Origin of the sequence: Barnesiella sp. B2-R-119 (assembly GCF_023656675.1) — a bacterium.
In the GTDB taxonomy this organism is placed as follows: Bacteria; Bacteroidota; Bacteroidia; order Bacteroidales; family Barnesiellaceae; genus Barnesiella; species Barnesiella intestinihominis.
The window spans coordinates 296,514-317,157 of record NZ_JAMOKL010000002.1 but is presented as its reverse complement, the minus strand read 5'-3'; the positions used below and the strand labels follow the sequence as shown (position 1 = coordinate 317,157).

Genomic DNA, 20,644 nt, shown 5'->3' with positions numbered 1-20,644 from the left:
GATGAAAAAAGAAGTATGAACAAAATGGCGATCGTGCACCGGGTCGGTGCTATGTTGATGCTGTTCCTTTTCCCCGGAATATCTTGGGCTCAGGAACAGAAAGTTCAATCGGTAACTCTCGATTTGAAAACAGCTATCGGTATAGCGCTCAATGAGAATCCAACTATAAAGGTTGCCGATGTGGAAATAGAGAAGAAAGATTATTCCAAAAAGGAAGTTATTGCGGGTCTGTTTCCTCGAATCGATGCTTCTGCTTCATACAGTCGCACGATAGAGAAGCAGACTATGTACATGGATTCAAAAGCCTTTAACGTAGGAGCTATGTTTGATCCGGTGTTTAATGCCATGTCCCAATTGCACCCCGAATTCAAGGCTCCTGATCTTGGGGGAGGAACTAGCTCCTCCGATGGAATGAAAGTCGGTACGGACAATACCTATTCGGTAGGATTTAGTGCTTCGTTGCCGATTATCGCCCCCCAATTGTGGAAAAGCGTTCAACTGTCGAGCGCCGATGTAGAACAAGCGGTAGAAGCCGCCCGTTCCTCTCGGTTGAGCTTAGTCAACCAAGTAGAAAAAGCATATTATAACCTGTTGTTGGCGAAAAACTCCTATGATGTTATCAAAATGAGCTATGACAATGCCAAGTTAAATGCAAGGGATTACAAAAATAAGTTTGAACAGGGAACAGCTTCGGAGTACGATGTGTTAAGGGCCGAGGTGCAAGTCCGTAATCTCGAACCTACATTATTGCAAACCGAGAACAGCGTCAAATTGAGTAAACTTCAATTGAAGGTTCTGATGGGTATGGATATGACGGTTGATATAGAAGTGACCGACAAATTAGACGATTATGAGGCATCCATGTATGAAGAGACTTTGAATATCGATACCTCGCTTGAACAAAATACCGATTTGCGTAAATTGGATTTACAAACGGCCTATTTGAAAAAGGCAGTCGACGTACAACGCATGGCTTGGTTTCCCACCTTATCGGCGACAGCCAATTATAATTGGATATCGATGAGTTATGGCGGTATGTTTGATGACTTCCGATGGAATCCCTATTCTACGGTAGGACTTTCTTTATCGTTGCCGATATTTCAAGGTGGGGCACGTCACTTCAAAGTAAAACAGGCTAAATCGAATGTCTTGCAGTTGGGACTACAACGAGATAACTTGGTAAACTCTCTTTCGATGCAAGTGCAAATGTCGATGGATAATATCCAGAAATCTATAAAACAGATTGCTTCCAATAAAGAAGGTGTTCGACAAGCCGAGAAAGCATATTCCATCATGCAAAAAAGTTTCGAGATCGGTTCTGCTACCTTTGTAGAGCTTAATGATGCCGACTTGGCATTGACAAACTCCCGTCTCTCCTATAATCAAGCCATATACGATTTCTTGGCGGCAAAATCCGATTTGCAATTGCTACTGGGAAATACCGATTTGGAACAATATAAACAAGTGGAAAAGCAAGATAAGTAACCCATTCATAGAATAATATAAGAAAATAAATATATGAGAAGAAATCATTTTTTTAACGTAATGGCTGTTTGTGCGGCCTTGTCGTTTGTCGCTTGTTCCGGACAGAAGGAGACTGTCGAACAAGTTGAGGAAGAAACTGTTCAACTTGTGAAAATTGCTAAGGTTATGGAGCAGGCTGTTCCGCAGGTCGTTTCATATACAGCTACGGTAGAGCCCTATAAGCGCAATTTGATTAGTTCGTCTGTTCCCAATCGTATCAAAAAAATATATGTAGAAGTCGGTGATAAAGTCTATGCCGGACAAAAATTAGTAGATTTGGATCAAGCCAATTTAGCTCAGCAGAAGTTACAGTTGGACAATTTGGAGTTGGAGTATAACCGTGTAAAGGAGCTTTTTGCCGTAGGCGGAGCTTCTCAGCAGCAAGTAGATCAGTTGCGTACGCAATATGAGACGACCAAGACCGCTTATGAAAATTTAAATGAAAATACGGTTTTGCTAAGTCCCGTAAACGGTGTGGTGACTGCACGTAATTTTGATAATGGCGATATGGCCAGTGGAGCTATTTTAACGGTGATGCAGATACAGCCTGTAAAAGTGTTGGTCAATGTGTCGGAAAGCGATTTCACGAAAGTTAAGGTAGGTATGCCGGTCGATGTAAATGTCGAGGTATATGGCAATGAAGTTTTCAAGGGAAAAGTATCCTTGATACACCCCACGGTAGATGCAACCACCCGCACATTCGTGACCGAGATCAATATACCCAATACCGATAGCCGTATCCGTCCGGGCATGTTTGCCCGCGTCAATATCGACTTTGGAGATGTCGATCGAGTTGTTGTTCCCGATCAAGCCGTTGTAAAACGTTCCGGATCTGGCGATAGATTCGTTTATGTATATAAAGACGGGAAAGTGTCGTTTAACCAAGTTCAATTAGGGCGTCACATGGATAAAACCTATGAACTGATCTCGGGAGTGGAAAATGGAGCCGAAGTCGTGATCGCCGGTCAATCTCGATTGAAAGATGGGGCCTCTGTGAAAATTGCAGAATGATTTTGAGATACCTAATTAACTAATTCACACATTAAAGAAAAATTATATGAGTCTATATGAAGGTTCGGTAAAGAAGCCAATTATGACATCGTTGTGCTTTGTCGCAGTGGCCATAATGGGGCTCTTTTCCCTTACAAAGCTGCCGATCGACCTTTTCCCGGATATCGAGACCAATACGATTATGGTCATGACGGCATATCCCGGAGCCAGTGCTGCCGATATTGAGAATAACCTTACTCGACCTTTGGAGAATGCATTGAATGCGGTAAGCGATTTGAAGCACATTTCTTCGGAGTCGAAAGAAAACATATCGTTGATTACTCTCGAATTTGAATTTGGTGAAGACATCGATGTTCTCACCAATGACGTGCGAGATAAATTGGATATGGTAAAATCGGAATTGCCCGATGATGCCGAAAATCCCATTATATTCAAATTTAGTGCCGACATGATTCCTATCATGATGCTTTCTGTACAAGCAAATGAAAGTATGCCGGCATTGTATAAAATTCTCGATGACAACGTCGCCAGTCCTTTGGCTCGTATCAGTGGTGTCGGCTCTGTCTCTATCAGTGGAGCACCCGAGCGAGAAATACAGATTTATGTCGATCCGGTCAAACTCGAAGCCTATAATCTTAGTATTGAAGCCATTTCTTCGATTATCGGGGCAGAGAATCGTAATATCCCCGGTGGTACTTTCGATATAGGATCGGAAACTTATTCATTACGGGTGCAAGGTGAGTTTAGCGATGCCGCACAAATGAACGATATTGTTGTCGGTAATTTCGGAGGAAAGGCAATCTATTTAAGAGATGTCGCCGTTGTACACGATTCGATCGAAGAACGGGCGCAAGAAACCTATAACAATGGCGTACAAGGGGCGATGATTATCGTCCAGAAACAATCTGGCGCAAATTCTGTGGAAATCTCAAAGTCTGTTATGGAGGCATTGCCTAAATTGCAGAAAAATCTTCCTAGCGATGTGAAGTTAGGTGTGATTGTCGATACTTCGGATAATATCCGCAACACGATTGGCACGTTGGAGGAAACCGTCGTTCTGGCACTGTTGTTCGTCTCGCTTGTCGTATTCCTCTTCTTAGGAAGATGGAGAGCTACATTGATTATCGTTATTACAATCCCTATTTCGTTGGTCGCTTCGTTTATTTATTTGGCGGCTACGGGAAACTCGTTGAACATCATCTCTCTTTCTTCTCTTTCGATCGCCATCGGTATGGTAGTCGATGATGCCATTGTGGTGCTCGAAAACGTGACGAATCACATTGAACGGGGAAGCGAGCCAAGGCAGGCCGCCATACATGGAACCAATGAAGTGGGACTTTCTGTGGTAGCATCCACGTTGACGCTTATCGCCGTGTTCTTCCCGTTGACGATGGTAACCGGTATGACCGGGGTCCTTTTCAAACAATTGGGTTGGATGGTGACAATTATTATGGTTATCTCTATTATATGCGCTTTGTCGTTGACTCCGATGCTCTGTTCCCGCATGTTGAAATTGCAGCCCAAGCAGTCTAAACTTTTCAAATTGCTGTATGGACCTGTCGAAAAGGGGTTGGACAGCTTTGATAACGCCTATGCTCGTTTGTTGCATTGGGCTGTGGGACACCGTTCCGTAGTTATTGTTTCGTGTATGTCGTTCTTCCTCCTCAGTATATTCTTGGTACGTTTCGTGGGAACCGAGTTCATGCCTACTCAGGATAATGGGCGTATAGGCGTGACAGTTGAAATGCCCATCGGAACACGTACGGAAATTTCAAAAGAGATAGGTATGCGGTTGTATAACCAATGGCTGGAAAAATATCCCGAAATTGAAGTTTGTAACTTTACGGCAGGACAGGCCAGTACAGACAATACCTTTGCTTCGATGAGTAAGAATGGTTCTCATATTTTGACTTTTAATATCAGTTTGAGCGATCCGGGAGAACGGAAGAGAACACTGTCGGAGATTTGTGATTTGATGCGTAAAGATTTGGAGGAATATCCCGAAATCAAAAAATCACAAGTGAATTTGGGCGGAGGTTCCAGCGCTATGGGTGGACAAACCTCGTTGGACTATGAAATCTACGGCTATTCGTTCGAGGAGACCGATAGTGTGGCGGCTCAGCTCTCTGCTCTGCTCCGGAATATAAATGGTGTCAGTGAAATACGTATTAGCCGGGAAGATTATCAGCCCGAGTATCAGGTAGATTTCGACCGGGAGAAGCTGGCTCTTAACGGACTTAACTTGGCGACTGCCGCTACTTATTTGAGGAATCGTATCAATGGAGCTACGGCTTCCCAGTTCCGTGAGGAAGGAAAGGAATATGATATTAAAGTAATGTATGCGCCCGAATATCGTACATCGATAGAAGACATAGAAAATATTGTCGTTTATAATGCTCAGGGAAAAGGCGTTCGTGTGAAAGAATTAGGGACCGTTGTAGAGCGGTTTGCTCCGCCGACGATTGACCGTAAAGACCGTGAGCGTATCAATACGGTTTCGGCTATTCTTTCGGGAGCTGCGATGAGCGAAGTTGTTGCTGCGGCTCAGGAAAAAATAGACCAAATGTCGCTTCCTTCGGGTATCAGTATACAATTGTCCGGTACTTATGAGGATCAACAGGATTCTTTTGGCGACTTATTTACTTTGATGTATCTCATCGTGATTTTGGTGTTCATTGTAATGGCTGCCCAATTCGAGTCGTTGACCTATCCGTTTATCATTATGTTCTCGTTGCCCTTTGCATTCTCTGGTGTATTCTTGGCCCTGTGGTTATCGGGCAATACGTTGAATGTGATGTCGTTGATCGGTGCGATAATGCTTATTGGTATTGTGGTGAAAAATGGTATCGTGCTTATCGACTATATATCGTTGAACCGGGAAAGAGGTATGGGAATACGTGAAGCCGTTGTAACAGGTGGACATTCTCGTTTGCGTCCTGTAATCATGACGACTTTAACTACGATTTTAGGTATGGTTCCTATGGCTATCGGTACGGGGCAAGGTTCTGAAATGTGGAGGCCGATGGGTACGGCTGTGATCGGTGGTTTGACAGTATCTACGATTTTGACATTGATTCTCATACCTGTACTTTATTGTGTATTTGCTTCTGTCGGTGTGAAGCGCAAACGCAAGAAACATCACGAACGACTGCTTCAAGATGTAAAGATAAATTCTAATAACTAAATCAAAATGTTCTGTTTTCCTTTTCCCAGAATCGGAAAAAGGAAAACAGAACACTAAAAATATAATTCGATATGAAATCTGTTCTTATCACTTTTGATCAAGCTCACTATGTGCGAATTATCGAACTGTTGGATAAACTCTCTTGTCGGGGGTTCTCTTATTTCGAACAGATGAGAGGACGTGGTTCCAAAACAGGGGAACCCCACTATGGCAGTCATGCATGGCCTTCCATGTGTTCTGCCATTATAACCGTTGTCGAGGATAGTAAAGTAGAGCCGCTGTTGGAAAAACTGCATCAGATGGACGAGGTTACTCCCCAGCTTGGGCTACGGGCCTTTGTCTGGAATATAGAGCAAGCAATTTGACGGGTTTGTGTCCGAACATCACACACCCACCCAGAGGCTGCATCGAATATTTCGGTGCAGCCTCTGGGTGTATTAGGCCGTGAGGATATCTCAACGATTTGTCGAAAGGGGATAATTTGTAGTCCGATTGTCTTCATATTTCGGTAAAATCATTATTTTTGTATTGCATAAAATTGTGTACTATGAAACATTCAAGCATTTGGAGCTGCCTCATGATTTTTTCAGTAGTTGGTATCTCCTTATTGACATCGTGTGGGAGAAGTGGAAAAGTGGAAATCACTCCCTATATTCTCAACTTGCATTTGAAATATACGCACATTGATAATTTCGAGCACGGTATAGCTCGGGTGAGCATGGATACTAAGACTGAGTCGGGTCGCGAGACAGCTGTCTATGGTTGTATTGACGAGAGGGGCAAGGAGGTGATACCTTGTATTTATGAGCTGGTATTTGTCGAGCCTGGTGGTATCGTGGCTCTTTCGAAAGAGGGGGTGTACAAACTTTTTGTCTATCGCGACGGTGGGGTAGAGGAATTCTCCCTCCCGTCAGGTATTCAGCCGATAAGCGGTTTCTGTTGCGACCGTAGTGCGGTTTGTGACGAGTATTATAACTATGGTTATATCGATTCCGAGGGGAACCTTGTGGTGCCCTGCCGGTATGAACGTGTGAATGATTATAACGAAGGTTTGGCCGTAGTCGAACAGAATTGGAGAAAAGGATATGTCGATACCGACGGTTACGAGGTGTCTCCTGTCTCTTATCGGGAAGCAGAAATGTTTAGAAATGGCCGCGGCTGCGTGCAGAACGAGGCAGGACTCTATGGCTACGTCGACGAGACGGGCCGAGAGGTAATTCCCTGTCGGTTCGAAAAAGCCATCTCCTTTTATGGCGAGGTGACCCCGGCGTGTCTCAATGGTCTCTATGGTTTGATCGACAAAGACGGCGAGTTTATCTCGACCCCGCGTTATGAGGCGATGGGTATTTGTGACGTTGATGTGTTTTATTTCTATGAGAACGGTCTCTATGGCTTTGTCGATGCCGAGCAGAAAGAACTGACTTCGGCACGTTACGACCGGATAGGTGAATTATTCAGCGAGGGGCTGATTGATGTGGAACAGCAGGGTAAACATGGATTCATAAATAAGCAGGGCGAAGAGGTGATACCCTGCATATACAGTCGGGTGAGCCGGTTTGAAAATGGCTTTGCCCGGGTGGCTCGCAATGGGAGGGTAGGGTATATCGATACCACGGGACGCGAAGTCTTTTTGCTCCCCTCTAACAGCTATGCGAGCACTTATCGCTCGGGCTACGGTGTGTTCTGTTTTAAAAGCGGTGGTGAGATATTCATCTTTGATGAGGAGGGTAACAGGCTCGACAGTAACGGTCGGGAGACTCCGGGTGCCATCTCTGCTGGTAGTGAGACACCCGCCAGTGGTAGCGTGGGTAGTGACGTGGTGTCTGTTCCCGCAGTTTCGGCACCCGTTTCGTCGGGTAGCAATCGAAGCGATCCAGCCCGTCGGGTCGAGTGGGAAATCCGCCGCAGCCGGGCCATTGAAGAGCTGACCCGCTTACAGATGAAATTGATCGAGGACCCCAATTCGGCTGCTATCAAGCACAACATACAGTCGCAGCAGAACATCATCAATACTTGTAACGAGATGATCGCTATCTATCAGTAACAGGGTGGACATTTCCTGTTTCGTGAGGGGCTGTTGTTTCTTCGTGCGAATTGGACTATCTTTACCGAGTCTTAAATAGATCTGTTATGAAAATTCTTCTCGACGTACATACTCACACGGTTGCTAGCGGACATGCTTTCAGTACTTTACAGGAGATGGTTCGCACGGCAGCCGATAAAGGCCTGCAAATATTGGGTATTACGGAACACACGGGTGGCATTCCGGGAACTTGTTCACCCATATATTTTCGGAATTTACCGGTAGTGCCGCGGCTGATGTACGGGGTGGAACTCTTATTAGGCGCCGAGATAAATATAGTCGATTATGAAGGTTCTCTCGACTTGGAAGAAGAATATTTTAAATTTTTGGATATTCGTATAGCCGGACTTCATTCGCTGTGTTATCGGCCGGGAACGGTCGAGCAGAATACATTGGCTGTGGAAGGTGCTATACGTAATGGTCATATCGACATTATCAGTCACCCCGGTGACGGTACGGCCGATCTGTTTTTTGAACCGTTAGTGCTGGCTGCCAAAGAGAACGGGGTGTTGTTGGAAATAAACAACAGTTCTCTCAATCCATATCGCCATAAGGAGAAAGCGAGAGAAAATAATTTGGAAATCCTGCGTTTGTGCAAACACTATGAGCAACCTGTCATTTTGGGGAGTGATGCCCATATCTCTTTTTCCATCGCCGATTACAGATGGCTGTATCCTCTGTTGGTGGAGACCGAGTTTCCCGAAGAGCTTATTCTCAATGATAAGCCCGATGTGTTCAAAGCTCGATTGAGACGCAACCGGGAGGAAATGGTCGTTTAGAATTTCGTCATTCCGTATTTATCGAATGTTTTCTTACGGGAAATCCATAGGGTGAGCAAAACCGATATGAGCGAAGATGCGAAGATGGTTATCATTAGCATGATTTGATATTTGATGGCTACGCTTGGGCTGCTGCCTCCTAAAATTTGTCCGGTCATAGTTCCCGGAAGGGCGATAAGTCCCATGACAGCCATTGATGCGATCGTGGGGTTGAACGATTTGATGAGGGCTTCACGCATGAAGGGGGTCAGGGCTTCGCTGGGAGATGCGCCGTTCCCCAACAGATAAAGGTATAATTGTCGTTCTCTGTTTAGAGAGCCGTAAAACGAATTGAGAGCGATAACGTTGGCCGAGAGCATATTGCCTAAAATCATACCGCTGATGGGAATAAAATATCGGGCGGTAAAGATTTTTTCCGGGCGAACGACTAAGCCTAAAAAATAAAAGTCTATGATGAGTAGTGAGACGAGAAATGCAACGGAAACAGTCATGAATAAAGTTCGTACGGGTAAGTGGGTTCGTTTCAGTGCGGTCGATGAAGCTATGATTATCATGAGCAATATCCATAACAGATTTATCCACAGTTTATCCCATAAAAACAGGTATTCGAGATAAAATCCGATGAGGAAGAGTTGTACGGTCATACGTAGCGCGGCAATAAGCGTGTCTTTTACCAAACCGGTACGGTAACGGTAGAGAAAATAGGTAGGGATTATCAATAACAGAAATCCCAAAGCCATGTGTCCGTATCCGATATTTATTGTTTCCATAATCAGTCTCCGATGTATATTTTTCGGTCGAACGCCTCTATGAAGCGAGTGTCGTGCGACACCATCACTACGGTTGTTTCCCGCATGGCGTGAATGTAATCGATGATAAGAGAAATAGAGTCGGGATCGAGAGCCGAGGTAGGTTCGTCCAAAAGAACGATTTTTTTGTTTAACAAAGCCGTTATCATCAGCATAATGCGCTGGCGCTGTCCTCCCGATATTTCAATAGAGCGTTTTTCATACAGTTCGGGTTCCAGTCCGAGTCTTGCGAAATGATTCAGGATAGTTTCTCTCGTGGGTCTCGACGGTTGGTTTATTTTTAGCCTGAAAGGGGCTGCGATCAGTTCTTCGACTGTTTCAAACGGAAGAGTGAACTCTTGGGGCAACCATGCGGTTATCCGTCGTATTTGTTGTATGGCAACGCTGTCGAGGATTTTACCGTTTATACGGATAGAGCCTTCGTCTGGTAAAACAAAGCCGGCTACCGAAGCAAGAAGGGTGCTTTTACCGTGTCCCGAAGGTCCGTAAAGCACCACTTTCTCGCCGGAGCTGATGCAACACGAGAAGTGTTGCATCAGAGGCTTGTTGTCATAAATGAAAGTTATGTTGTCGAATTCGATCATTTTTGTTGGTCGGTAGTTGTAGCTTGCGGCTTCAACCAACGGTCGAGCCAACGGAAGAAAATTCTTTGCCACAGTACGCCGTTCTGAGGCTTCAATATCCAGTGGTTTTCATCGGGGAAGATGAGCATTTCTGCCGGAACTCCTCGCAGTTTGGCTGCGTTGAACGCCGACATACCTTGCGAGGCAAGAATGCGGAAGTCATATTCTCCGTGAGTGATGAGTATGGGGGTGTCCCATTGGTCTACGAATTTATGCGGCGATGTAGCGAACGTACGTTGTGCCGTGGCATTCTTTTTATCCCACGGAGCTCCGCCCATATCCCAGTTGGCAAACCACATTTCTTCGGTTTCTACATATTGTTGTTCGAGGTTATAGATACCTGCGTGGGCGATAAATGCTTTGAATCGTTTTTGGTGATGTCCGGCCAGCCAATAGACCGAGAATCCTCCGTAGCTGGCGCCAACTGCGCCCATGTGGTCGCCGTCGATGAACGGTTCTTTTTTCATCTCATCGGTCGCGCTGAAATAGTCTTTCATGTTTTGGCCTCCGTAATCTCCGCTGATTTGTTCGAGCCATTCTTGACCGAATCCGTAAAGACCCCGACGGTTGGGTGCGATAACGATGTATCCGTTGGCCGCCATTAATTGCAGATTCCAACGGTAAGACCAGAATTGGCTCACCGGTTGTTGAGGTCCGCCTTGACAATAGAGGATAGCGGGGTATTTTTTAGAAGGATCGAAATGGGGAGGATAAACGATCCACGTAAGCATCTTTTTGTTATCTGTCGTCTTTATCCAGCGTTCTTCGACTTTACCCATAGTGATTTGATCCAGAATATCTTTATTCTCGAAAGAGATTTCCTTTACTTCTTTGCTTTGCGGGTCGATACTATAAATTTCGTCGGGCTGAGACAAAGAGTGGCGCATGGCGATCAAACAGTTGTCGTTTACGGGAGCCAATGAGGCATAATCGTAGTATCCGGTCGTGATTTGTTCGATTTTTTTATCGAGCCCTACTTTGAAAATGTGTATTTCTCCCTGATAGGCCGAACGGATATATAGAGATTTTCCGTCGGGACTCCAAGCCAATTCATCGGTGCTGTAATCGAAGTCGGAGGTCAGGTCTTGTTTTTCTCCTGTTTCCATGTTCATGATGAAGAGTCGATTTTTGTCCGATTCGTAACCCTCGCGTTCCATGCTGCCCCATGCCAGATATTTCCCATCGGGCGAGAACGCCGGTGTAGTATCGTATCCCATCATGCCCTCGGTAAGGTTTTTGGTTTCTTGGGTGGAGAGGTCATACAGATAAATATCTGAATTTGTCGATAAAGAATATTCCATACCGGTTTTCTTTCGGCTGGTATAAGCGACGGCTTTACTGTCGGGAGTCCATGCGAAAGATTCGATACCACCGAATGGCTTCATGGGGGATTCGTATGGCTCTCCTTCCATAATGTCGGTAATATCGGTTAACTGTTTACCGTCGAATGAAGCGATATAAGGGTGGGGTATCTCTTCCACCCACTCGTCCCAATGCTTGTACATTAAATCGTCGATCACACGTCCTGTCGCCTTATCGAGGTCGGGATAGAGGTCCGAGGCTTTCTCGCTGTATTTCACGTTGCCGATGAAAAGTATATGTTTCTCGTCGGGCGAGAATAAAAAACCGTGGACACCTTTCTCATGGTAGCTTATTTGTCGGGCATTGCTACCGTCGGCATTCATAATCCATAATTGTGAATCTCCGCTCTTTCCCGACAGGTATGCTATTTGTTTGCCTCCGTCGATCCATACGGCATTACCTTCCGATTCGGGAGTACAAGTGATTTGCTTTTTGTTTTGTCCGTCGATGTCCATGACGAAGAGCTCACGGTTGCTTTTGTTCTGTTCCAGATTTTCGTAAGAGACACCATACAAAATTTTACTCTTGTCAGGAGAAACTACGGGACCGCTTACTCTGCCGAATGCCATGAGCACTTCTGTGGTCATGATTCCATTCTCGACTTTTACGGGTTGTTTGCCGATTACGTCTCCGGTTTTTCCGGTCGGCTGACAGGCCGTTACTAATAAAGTTCCTGCCATCATCATACAATTTAGTTTGTTCATAAATAACGGTTTATAGTTTATTTATTGTTCGGTTTTTTCTTTTTTTGTCTACTCTTTGTCTCACCTACGATTCTTGCCGGTTTTCTCCACGGGGTGTTCCCATATAGTTTTTCCGCCAAATCGTTTCTGTGCATGCGTTTGAGTGAATTTTGTATGTCGTTTCTCTTTTCGGGGAGATACCAGAAGAAATATTTACGTTGGTTTAACTTCTCTTCTGGTTTTCGGGCTGTGAAAACTTTCTCACCGGTGTAGGGGTGTATTCCTGTATAATAAATTTCGGTGGACAGAGTCATAGGAGTAGGCGTAAAATCCTGTACTTGTTCCAATTTGAAATTCATTTGTTTTGTCAAAGCCGCCAATTCTGCCATATCTTCCTCTGTACAGCCTGGGTGGCTCGATATGAAATAAGGGATAATTTGCTGGTTCAGACCTTTCTCCTTGTTTATTCGTTCGAAAATTCGTTTGAATTCTTCGAAGAGAGAGAACGAAGGTTTGCGCATGATGTTGAGAACTCGGTCCGAAGTGTGCTCCGGGGCTACTTTCAGTCGACCGGAGACGTGACGGGATATGAGTTCCTCTGTATAAAACCGAGTACAATGGTTTAACTCATTATCTTTGTGGCGGTGGAGCAAAAGGTCGTACCGTACTCCGCTGCCGATAAACGATTTTTTTATGCCGGGTAGGGCATCGACGGCTTGGTATATATCCAATAAAGACGAATGGTCGGCATTGAGATTCGGGCAGATTTGAGGAGCCAAGCAGGAAGGCCGTTTACACTTTCGGCAAAGTTCTTCATTTGCCCCGTGCATTCGGTACATGTTTGCCGAGGGGCCTCCCAAATCGCTCAGATATCCTTTGAAGTCGGGCATATCGATGATTTGTTTTACCTCTTTGAGAATGGACTCTTTGGAACGGGAGGCAATGAATTTGCCCTGATGTGCCGAGATGGTGCAGAATGCACATCCGCCGAAACACCCTCTATGCAGATTGACCGAGAATTTTATCATTTCATATGCTGGAATTGTTTTCCCTCTGTATTTGGGGTGGGGCATACGGGTATAAGGAAGGTCGAACGAGGCATCTATTTCCGTTTCGGTCATGGGCGGGTAAGGAGGATTGACCATAATTGCCCGCTCTCCCACGCTTTGCCAAAGTCGCTTAGCGTGGTATTTATTGGATTCTTCCTCGATGTGCTTGAAATTTTCCGATTGCTTCCGTTTGTGGAGTAGGCATTCTTCGTGTGATGCGAGGACGATATTCCCTTCGTCTTCCGTAATGCAAGGCATATTCGAAAGAGGTTGCATGCTTGCTGTTTGAGGAATGTCGTCGAGCTGTTTTATGTTCTCACCTTGTTGTAACCGGCGGGCTATTTCGATAATGGGACGTTCTCCCATTCCGTAAATTAACAAATCGGCCGGGCAGTCAGCCAGAATGCCGGGTAATAGTTTGTCTTGCCAGTAGTCGTAGTGAGTCAGGCGTCGCATAGAGGCTTCGATTCCCCCAACGATAATCGGAGTGTCCGGGAATAACCGTTTTAAGATACGGCTATAAACGATTGTAGGATAGTCGGGTCTCATGCCATGTCGGCCATTGGGAGTATAAGCATCGTCGCTCCTCAATCTCTTGTTTGCGGTATAATGGTTCACCATCGAGTCCATAGCTCCCGCCGAAATACCGAAGAATAACCGGGGGATACCCAATTTTTTGAAATCCCGCAAATCGTCTTGCCAATTAGGTTGGGGAACGATAGCCACTCTCAATCCTTCGGCTTCGAGCGTGCGTCCGATCACGGCAGCCCCAAAAGAGGGGTGGTCCACATAAGCATCTCCCGAAAATAGGATTACATCGACGTAATCCCAGCCTCGTAAATCCATCTCCTTGCGAGTGGTCGGTAACCAATCTTGTAATCGGTATTCTTTCATTTTCTTGTTAATAGAGCCCTTCGATTTTTCCGTTTACTACTTTTATTTGATGTGCTTGCGGGTGCTTGGGGAGACCCGGCATGCGTAGCATCTCTCCGGCTATGGCTACGATAAAGCCAGCACCTGCATTTAATTCTATGTCGTTGATGGTAAATTGAAAATCTTTAACCAACCCGTATCGTTTCGGATCAGCTGAAAATGAATATTGGGTTTTGGCGATACAAACCGGTAAATGATTTAGGTTCCAGTTCTTAATTTGTTTCAACTTCTTCTCGGCTTTTTGACTGAATACGACCTCTCCCGCACCGTAGATAGTGTGTGCGATCTTTTCTATTTTTTCGGCCGGGGAATCGTTATCGTCGTAGGTGAAACGTAACGGACGAGACGGATTGTTTTCTATCTCTTCGACAACGGCATGTGCCAAATCGGCGGCCCCGATACCGCCGTCGGTGTAAGCGTTGTTCACGACGCATCTTATACCTTTTTGTTCGCAATGGCGCATGATGAGTTCTATTTCTTCATCAGTATCGCTGGTGAAACGGTTGAGAGCCACCAATACAGTTTGTCCGAAAGATTGTAGGTTTTCGATGTGTTTGTCGAGGTTGGCGAATCCTTGAACGATACCCTCTCTGTTCGGTTTCGTTATGTCTGCTTCGGGAACGCCTCCGTGCATTTTCAGCGATAATGTGGTCGCCACGAGGACTGTCAAATCGGGACGAAGTCCGCTTTGACGGCATTTGATGTTGAAGAATTTTTCGGCTCCCAAGTCAGCTCCGAAGCCCGCTTCGGTTACGACATAGTCGCCGAAAGTGAGAGCCATGCGGGTGGCTATGGCCGAATTGCAGCCGTGAGCAATGTTGGCGAACGGCCCTCCATGTACGAGTACAGGATTATGTTCGGTCGTTTGCACCAAATTAGGTTCTATCGCATCGCGTAACAAGGCGAGCACAGGGCCTGTGATACCCAAATCGTTTACCGTGAACGGCTCTCCATTATAACGATGTGCAACGACGATACGGCCGATGCGTTGTTCCATGTCTTCCATATCTTTCGAGAGACAAAGAATCGCCATGATTTCCGATGCAGGAGTAATGTCGAATCCTGCTTCCGTGGGAATCCCGTTGTTGAGTCCCCCCAATCCGGTCACAATCTGCCTTAGTGATCGGTCGTTCATGTCCATTACCCGCCTCCAAAGTATGTTTTTCAGTCCACTGCCCTCGGCTCGGTTCTGGAAAATATAGTTGTCCAACTGTGCGGCTATTAAGTTGTGAGCCGACGTAATGGCATGGAAATCTCCGGTGAAGTGCAGATTGATTCTTTCGGGAGGTAGTACTTGTGCGTACCCGCCGCCGGTAGCTCCGCCCTTAATCCCGAAACATGGACCCAGCGAAGGCTCTCGTAAAGCGATGAAGGCTTTCTTACCGATATGGTTGAGTCCCATGCCCAATCCTATGCTCACGGTCGTTTTTCCCACACCGGCTTTGGTTGCGGTAATAGCGGTTACCAATATGAGGTGGCTCTTTTTTGCTTTATGGTCGTCGATAAGTTTGAGCGGTACTTTGGCTATATAAGGACCGTAGTGGAATAAGTTTTTGACAGGAATACCCGCTTTGCGGGCTATGGTATCTATTTCTTCCAAGACTGTGCTGTCGGCTATTTCAGTATCACTTTTCATAAATTCAGGTAGTCGTGGTTGTTTTTTGATATAAATCTTCTAGTTTTATAAGCTCGTCCCGATATTGTGCCGCTTCGATGAAATCCATTTTTTTTGCCGCTTCGACCATCTGTTTGCGAGTACGTTCGATGGCCTTTTGCAACTGTTCTTTCGACATATATTTGACGATAGGATCGGCGGCGATATCTACATGTTCCCGATATTCGTCGCTGTACGCTTTTGTCGGTTTGGTCGCTTTGGACGGTTGCGCCTGTTGTTTTGTATCTGCATTCGATATGAGCACCGAGCTCTTCGACTTTTGTATCGCTTGGGGAGTGATATGGTTTTCTTCGTTGTAAGCCAACTGTTTCTCTCTCCTTCTATTGGTCTCGTCTATGGTTTTTTGCATGCTTTCGGTGATTCGGTCGGCATACATGATTACCCGCCCATTGAGGTTTCTTGCGGCCCGTCCTACGGTTTGTGTCAGCGAACGATGCGAGCGTAGGAAGCCTTCTTTATCGGCATCGAGTATGGCCACTAACGAGACTTCGGGTAAATCCAATCCTTCGCGTAAGAGGTTAACCCCGATAAGCACGTCGTAAACACCCGCTCGTAAATCGTCCAAAATTTTAATACGATCGAGAGTGTCGACATCGGAGTGTATATAATTACAGTTGATGTCGAGCTTGGCGAGATAAGCGTTCAGCTCCTCGGCCATACGTTTGGTTAGGGTCGTTACCAGAACTCGTTCGTCGCGTTCTATCCTTAGTTGTATCTCTTCTAATAAGTCGTCGATTTGGTTCAGGCTGGGACGTACCTCTATGATAGGGTCGAGCAATCCCGTCGGACGGATAACTTGTTCGACGACGATACCTTCGCTCTTTTCCAATTCATAATCGGCGGGAGTGGCGCTTACATAAATGATTTGCCGAGCCAATCCTTCGAATTCGTCGAATTTCAAAGGCCGGTTGTCTACGGCGGCAGGTAGTCGGAATCCGTATTCTACCAAATTCATTTTGCGGGATCGGTCGCCTCCGTACATCGCTCGGATTTGTGGTACGGTCACATGGCTCTCGTCGATAATCGTTAGGAAGTCTTTGGGAAAATAATCGAGCAGGCAGAAAGGTCTGGTTCCCGCTTCTCGGCCGTCGAAATATCGGGAATAGTTTTCTATCCCCGAGCAGTGGCCTATTTCCCGAATCATCTCCACATCGTAGGTCACCCGTTCGTAAAGCCGTTTGGCTTCTAAGTTTTTTCCGATGGATTTGAAAAATTCTACTTGTTTACCGAGGTCGATTTCTATCTCTCCGATAGCTTTGTCTATTCGCTCTTTGGTCGTGACGAATAGGTTAGCCGGAAAAATTTTGTAAGCATCGAATGTCCCCGTGCTGTTTCCCGTCGCAGGGTCTATGGTACGTATTGACTCGATTTCTTCGCCCCAGAACTCGATACGGACAATCACGTCGTCATAGGCGAGATAAATGTCTACCGTGTCGCCCTTCACTCTGAAATTACCCCGGCTCAGTTCTATCTCGTTACGGGAGTACAGCGAATCGACGAAATGTCGCAATAGTCGGTTCCTTCCGATATTGTCGCCAACCTTTATGTCGATGACATTGCTGTGAAAGTCTTCGGGATTCCCTATACCGTATAGGCATGAAACCGAAGATACCACGATAACGTCCTTGCGACCCGAAAGAAGGGCCGATGTGGTGGATAGACGCAACCGGTCTATCTCTTCGTTGATGGCCAAGTCCTTTTCGATATAAGTGTCGGTCGAGGGGATATAAGCCTCCGGTTGATAATAATCGTAATATGAAACGAAATATTCTACTGCATTTTCGGGGAAAAAACTTTTGAACTCATTATATAATTGTGCGGCCAGAGTTTTGTTGTGGCTTAAAATGAGAGTCGGCTTCTGGACCCGCTCGATTACATTCGCCATAGTGAATGTCTTTCCCGACCCGGTTACACCCAATAGAGTCTGATAGGGAGTCCCGTCGAGTATTCCCCGACTTAACTCGTCGATAGCCTCCGGTTGGTCCCCTGTCGGATGATAAGGTGAAATGAGTTTAAAGTCCATTGAAATCGATTCTTTAATAAGATTCCGGGATTACAAAACAAAGGACTAAATAAACCAGCGGGCTGAGGCCTATTGTCCCGAGCAGTACAAAGATGATACGGACCACGGTAGGGTCTATACCTAAATATTCACCTATACCTGCGCATACGCCGCCTAACATGCGGCCGTTGCGGGGACGGGTAAGTTTCTTTATCGTATTCATTTTATGTTTGATAATTTTTCAGAATACAAAGATAGTGAAAGGTGAGAGCAGAGACAAACGGAAATGAAATTTCCGATTGGGCTATGCCGAACCGCATCCTGTTTTCGCTATTGTGCAAAGATAGTGAAAGGTGAGCGTAGGGGCAAACGGAAATCATATTTTCGACTTGGTTATGCCGAGCCTCCTCCTATTTGTATCTACGAAGATAATAAGACAAAACGAGAGAACCGGACAAAACGCACCTGTCTGTTTTTCATAAAGGCCGGTATGAAAATATGAAAGATAATATATTTGCTGATACTGACAAAAAAAGTTGGTCGATATAAACTTTATTATTACCGATAAATAAGGAGTCTTTATCCCGGTCATCGTTAAATTTCTCTTATTTCCTTTCTATATTCGTGTGAAATCTCTAACTTTGCAAACTGATAAATAAATTAATAATGAGAAAAGTAATCTGTTCGATAGTTTGTGCTTTGCTCCTTGTGTCGTGCGGCGAATATAATAAGATACTGAAAAGTACTGATTATGAGCTGAAATACGACTATGCTAAGAAGGCGTTTGAACGGAAAAAATATATGCAGGCTGCGACCTTGCTCGAAGAGTTGGTTGCAATTTTCAAAGGAACGGATAGGGCAGAAGAGTCGTTGTATTTATTGGCTCGGAGCTATTATTTGAATAAGGATTATATTACGTCTGGCGAATATTTTCAGGCGTATTATAAAAATTATCCCAAAGGGGAATATACCGAATTGGCCCGTTTTTATTGCGGATATGGTTATTATTTGGATTCTCCCGAGGCTAAATTGGATCAAACAGGCACTTATAGAGCAATCGATGAAATGCAGCGTTTCCTCGATTATTTCCCGAATAGCGAACGGGCTAAACAGGCACAAGATATTATTTTTGAGTTACAAGACAAACTTGTGTATAAAGAGCTATTGAATGCCCAGTTATATTATAATTTGGGTAATTATATGGGGAATAATTATCAATCGGCTATCATTACGGCGCAAAACGCTTTGAAAGAATATCCCTATACGCGATATAAGGAAACTTTGTCCATGTTGATTTTGAAGTCGAAATATCAAGAAGCGGTACAGAGTATCGAAGAAAAGAAACCTGAGCGTTTTCGCGATGTCATCGACGAATACTATTCGTTTATCAACGATTATCCTTCGGGAGAATATTCGAAAGAAGCCGAGAATATTTTTAAAGTGGCGAATAAATACGTAAAAGATTAATCTTTAAAATAATGGATTACAAGAAAACAAATGCACCGACAAACACCATAACACGCGATATGGTGGCGTTGTCTTCCGACACGGGAAACATTTATGAAACGGTTTGTATTATTGCCAAGAGAGCCAATCAAATTGCAGTCGAGATGAAGACCGATCTTGAAAAGAAACTTCAAGAATTCGCTTCTTGCAACGACAATTTGGAGGAGGTTTTTGAAAATCGGGAACAAATTGAGATCTCTCGTTATTATGAGAAATTGCCGAAACCGGTTCTCATTGCTACACAAGAATATATAGAGGGTAAAGTATATTATAAAAATCCCGAGAAAGAAAAATCGGCTATTGAATAATAGTCTGTAAAGTATACCTGCAAGCCGCACTATTCTGTATGATGATGGTGCGGCTTGCAGATTTCTTTGTCTGTCGGTACAATCGTTTTATTAGTTTGTTACCGAGAAAAGTAAAAAGCTCAATTAGTTCATTAAAACTATGATTAATAGAATATTAATCCGTTCCAAAGTCGTTCAAATAGCCTATTCGTATTTCCTGACGAAAGACAAGACTGTTATGGAAGCTGAGAAAGAATTGTTTTTCAGTTTCGAAAAATCTTACGAGTTGTATCATTTATTATTGACTTTGATGGTCGAATTGACCGATACGCAAGCTGCAAGGGTGGAAGCTGCTCGTATGAAATTCTTGGCGACTCCCGAGGAGAAGAATCCCAATATGCGCTTCGTTAATAACCGGTTTATCGAGCAGCTGAGGAATTGTGACGACTATAAAGATTACCACGAGAAGAAACCTGTGACTTGGACCAATGAACCGGAGTTCCTGAGAGACTTTTCGGAGCGTATCGTAAAGAGTGAATTGTATAAAGAGTATATGGATTCTTCGGACGATTCTTATGAAAACGATTGTGAGTTCTGGAAAAAAGCCCTTAGGGCTTTGATCTGCACCGACGAGGAGTTGACGGAATTGTTGGAGCAAAAGTCTTTATATTGGAATGACGATTTGGAGATTATAACGACATTCGTTTTAAAAACGATCAAACAATTTAGTGAAGAAAACGGAGGCCCGCAATCGTTATTACCGATGTTTAAAGATGACGACGATGCTGAATTTGCCAAAGAGCTGTTCAGGAATACATTGATTCATGGGGGAGAATATCGCAATTATATAGAAAATTTCATCAAAAATTGGGAGATCGAGCGTGTCGCTTTCATGGATATTGTGATTATGATGGTGGCTTTGAGCGAGTTTCATAGATTCCCTTCGATACCGACAAGAGTGACTTTGAACGAATATATCGAGTTGGCAAAGGCTTATAGTACATCGAAGAGCGGGCAGTTCGTAAACGGTGTATTGAATGCGATAGCCGATAACCTTAAAAAAGAAGGTGTTCTAACAAAAGAATAATGAAATTTGTTATATATTTGTGTACGGGTTTTAGGATCCAAGTATAA

Annotated in this window: 16 protein-coding genes; 9 read left to right on the top strand and 7 right to left on the bottom strand. The window is 44.7% G+C overall.

Going from position 1 to position 20,644, the window contains the following annotated elements; translation table 11 throughout:
* Positions 1 to 15 precede the first annotated feature (15 nt).
* The 6 genes from NBH06_RS04525 to NBH06_RS04500 all read left to right on the top strand — a co-directional run bounded on the left by NBH06_RS04525 (position 16) and on the right by NBH06_RS04500 (position 8,581).
* Entirely contained in the window at positions 16 to 1,485 is a 1,470-nt protein-coding gene (locus NBH06_RS04525) for a TolC family protein (RefSeq protein WP_250793006.1), read from the top strand.
* Positions 1,486 to 1,518: 33 nt separating this feature from the next.
* Positions 1,519 to 2,535: an efflux RND transporter periplasmic adaptor subunit gene (locus tag NBH06_RS04520; RefSeq protein ID WP_250793005.1), complete on the top strand. Its 1,017-nt coding sequence runs from the start codon at positions 1,519 to 1,521 to the stop codon at positions 2,533 to 2,535.
* Positions 2,536 to 2,581: 46 nt separating this feature from the next.
* A complete protein-coding gene (locus NBH06_RS04515; RefSeq protein WP_250793003.1) occupies positions 2,582 to 5,719 on the top strand; it encodes an efflux RND transporter permease subunit in 3,138 nt (1,045 codons plus the stop codon).
* 71 nt (positions 5,720 to 5,790) lie between these two features.
* Positions 5,791 to 6,084 carry a PG0541 family transporter-associated protein gene (locus NBH06_RS04510; protein WP_250793001.1) on the top strand — a complete coding sequence of 98 codons (294 nt, stop codon included), beginning with the start codon at positions 5,791 to 5,793 and terminating at the stop codon, positions 6,082 to 6,084.
* A gap of 182 nt (positions 6,085 to 6,266) precedes the next feature.
* Positions 6,267 to 7,763 (top strand): WG repeat-containing protein, encoded by a 1,497-nt coding sequence (locus tag NBH06_RS04505; RefSeq protein ID WP_195491398.1) that lies wholly within the window; start codon positions 6,267 to 6,269, stop codon positions 7,761 to 7,763.
* A gap of 86 nt (positions 7,764 to 7,849) precedes the next feature.
* The gene (locus tag NBH06_RS04500; RefSeq protein WP_008861813.1) at positions 7,850 to 8,581 is read left to right on the top strand and encodes a phosphatase; all 732 of its coding nucleotides are present in this window, start codon (positions 7,850 to 7,852) and stop codon (positions 8,579 to 8,581) included.
* Here the strand turns inward: NBH06_RS04500 and NBH06_RS04495 are convergent.
* Genes NBH06_RS04495 through NBH06_RS04465 form a run of 7 tightly spaced genes read right to left on the bottom strand, consistent with a single transcriptional unit; the run spans position 8,578 to position 17,940 of the window.
* Positions 8,578 to 9,351 carry an ABC transporter permease gene (locus NBH06_RS04495; protein ID WP_021899655.1) on the bottom strand — a complete coding sequence of 258 codons (774 nt, stop codon included), beginning with the start codon at positions 9,349 to 9,351 and terminating at the stop codon, positions 8,578 to 8,580. The genes NBH06_RS04500 and NBH06_RS04495 overlap by 4 nt on opposite strands.
* 2 nt (positions 9,352 to 9,353) lie before the next feature.
* Positions 9,354 to 10,046 (bottom strand): ABC transporter ATP-binding protein, encoded by a 693-nt coding sequence (locus NBH06_RS04490; protein WP_250792999.1) that lies wholly within the window; start codon positions 10,044 to 10,046, stop codon positions 9,354 to 9,356.
* Positions 9,971 to 12,079, bottom strand: coding sequence for a dipeptidyl-peptidase Dpp5 (gene dpp5, locus NBH06_RS04485; RefSeq protein WP_195491400.1), 2,109 nt, complete (start codon positions 12,077 to 12,079; stop codon positions 9,971 to 9,973). Before dpp5 ends, NBH06_RS04490 begins: the two co-directional genes overlap by 76 nt.
* Positions 12,080 to 12,096: 17 nt before the next feature.
* Entirely contained in the window at positions 12,097 to 14,001 is a 1,905-nt protein-coding gene (locus NBH06_RS04480) for a YgiQ family radical SAM protein (protein WP_046409655.1), read from the bottom strand.
* A 7-nt stretch (positions 14,002 to 14,008) separates the two neighbouring features.
* The gene (locus NBH06_RS04475) at positions 14,009 to 15,676 is read right to left on the bottom strand and encodes a formate--tetrahydrofolate ligase (protein WP_250792998.1); all 1,668 of its coding nucleotides are present in this window, start codon (positions 15,674 to 15,676) and stop codon (positions 14,009 to 14,011) included.
* A 4-nt stretch (positions 15,677 to 15,680) separates the two neighbouring features.
* Positions 15,681 to 17,738 (bottom strand): excinuclease ABC subunit UvrB, encoded by a 2,058-nt coding sequence (gene uvrB, locus NBH06_RS04470; protein ID WP_250792997.1) that lies wholly within the window; start codon positions 17,736 to 17,738, stop codon positions 15,681 to 15,683.
* A 13-nt stretch (positions 17,739 to 17,751) separates the two neighbouring features.
* The gene (locus NBH06_RS04465) at positions 17,752 to 17,940 is read right to left on the bottom strand and encodes a PspC domain-containing protein (protein ID WP_195632342.1); all 189 of its coding nucleotides are present in this window, start codon (positions 17,938 to 17,940) and stop codon (positions 17,752 to 17,754) included.
* A 440-nt stretch (positions 17,941 to 18,380) separates the two neighbouring features.
* Between NBH06_RS04465 and NBH06_RS04460 the strand changes: the two genes are divergently transcribed.
* The 3 genes from NBH06_RS04460 (at position 18,381) to nusB (ending at position 20,597) form a co-directional block, all read left to right on the top strand.
* Positions 18,381 to 19,184: an outer membrane protein assembly factor BamD gene (locus NBH06_RS04460; protein ID WP_195343062.1), complete on the top strand. Its 804-nt coding sequence runs from the start codon at positions 18,381 to 18,383 to the stop codon at positions 19,182 to 19,184.
* 11 nt (positions 19,185 to 19,195) lie between these two features.
* Entirely contained in the window at positions 19,196 to 19,531 is a 336-nt protein-coding gene (locus NBH06_RS04455; RefSeq protein ID WP_250792996.1) for a DNA-directed RNA polymerase subunit omega, read from the top strand.
* A 139-nt stretch (positions 19,532 to 19,670) separates the two neighbouring features.
* Positions 19,671 to 20,597 (top strand): transcription antitermination factor NusB, encoded by a 927-nt coding sequence (nusB, locus tag NBH06_RS04450; protein ID WP_021899661.1) that lies wholly within the window; start codon positions 19,671 to 19,673, stop codon positions 20,595 to 20,597.
* Positions 20,598 to 20,644: the final 47 nt, after the last annotated feature.

Bases quoted from the DNA above. Each gene is read 5' to 3' on its own strand.
- NBH06_RS04525 (WP_250793006.1), top strand. From the start codon at position 16: ATGAACAAAATGGCGATCGTGCACCGGGTCGGTGCTATGTTGATGCTG.
- NBH06_RS04520 (WP_250793005.1), top strand. From the start codon at position 1,519: ATGAGAAGAAATCATTTTTTTAACGTAATGGCTGTTTGTGCGGCCTTG.
- NBH06_RS04515 (WP_250793003.1), top strand. From the start codon at position 2,582: ATGAGTCTATATGAAGGTTCGGTAAAGAAGCCAATTATGACATCGTTG.
- NBH06_RS04510 (WP_250793001.1), top strand. From the start codon at position 5,791: ATGAAATCTGTTCTTATCACTTTTGATCAAGCTCACTATGTGCGAATT.
- NBH06_RS04505 (WP_195491398.1), top strand. From the start codon at position 6,267: ATGAAACATTCAAGCATTTGGAGCTGCCTCATGATTTTTTCAGTAGTT.
- NBH06_RS04500 (WP_008861813.1), top strand. From the start codon at position 7,850: ATGAAAATTCTTCTCGACGTACATACTCACACGGTTGCTAGCGGACAT.
- NBH06_RS04495 (WP_021899655.1), bottom strand. From the start codon at position 9,351: ATGGAAACAATAAATATCGGATACGGACACATGGCTTTGGGATTTCTG.
- dpp5 (WP_195491400.1), bottom strand. From the start codon at position 12,079: ATGAACAAACTAAATTGTATGATGATGGCAGGAACTTTATTAGTAACG.
- NBH06_RS04480 (WP_046409655.1), bottom strand. From the start codon at position 14,001: ATGAAAGAATACCGATTACAAGATTGGTTACCGACCACTCGCAAGGAG.
- NBH06_RS04475 (WP_250792998.1), bottom strand. From the start codon at position 15,676: ATGAAAAGTGATACTGAAATAGCCGACAGCACAGTCTTGGAAGAAATA.
- uvrB (WP_250792997.1), bottom strand. From the start codon at position 17,738: ATGGACTTTAAACTCATTTCACCTTATCATCCGACAGGGGACCAACCG.
- NBH06_RS04465 (WP_195632342.1), bottom strand. From the start codon at position 17,940: ATGAATACGATAAAGAAACTTACCCGTCCCCGCAACGGCCGCATGTTA.
- NBH06_RS04455 (WP_250792996.1), top strand. From the start codon at position 19,196: ATGGATTACAAGAAAACAAATGCACCGACAAACACCATAACACGCGAT.
- nusB (WP_021899661.1), top strand. From the start codon at position 19,671: ATGATTAATAGAATATTAATCCGTTCCAAAGTCGTTCAAATAGCCTAT.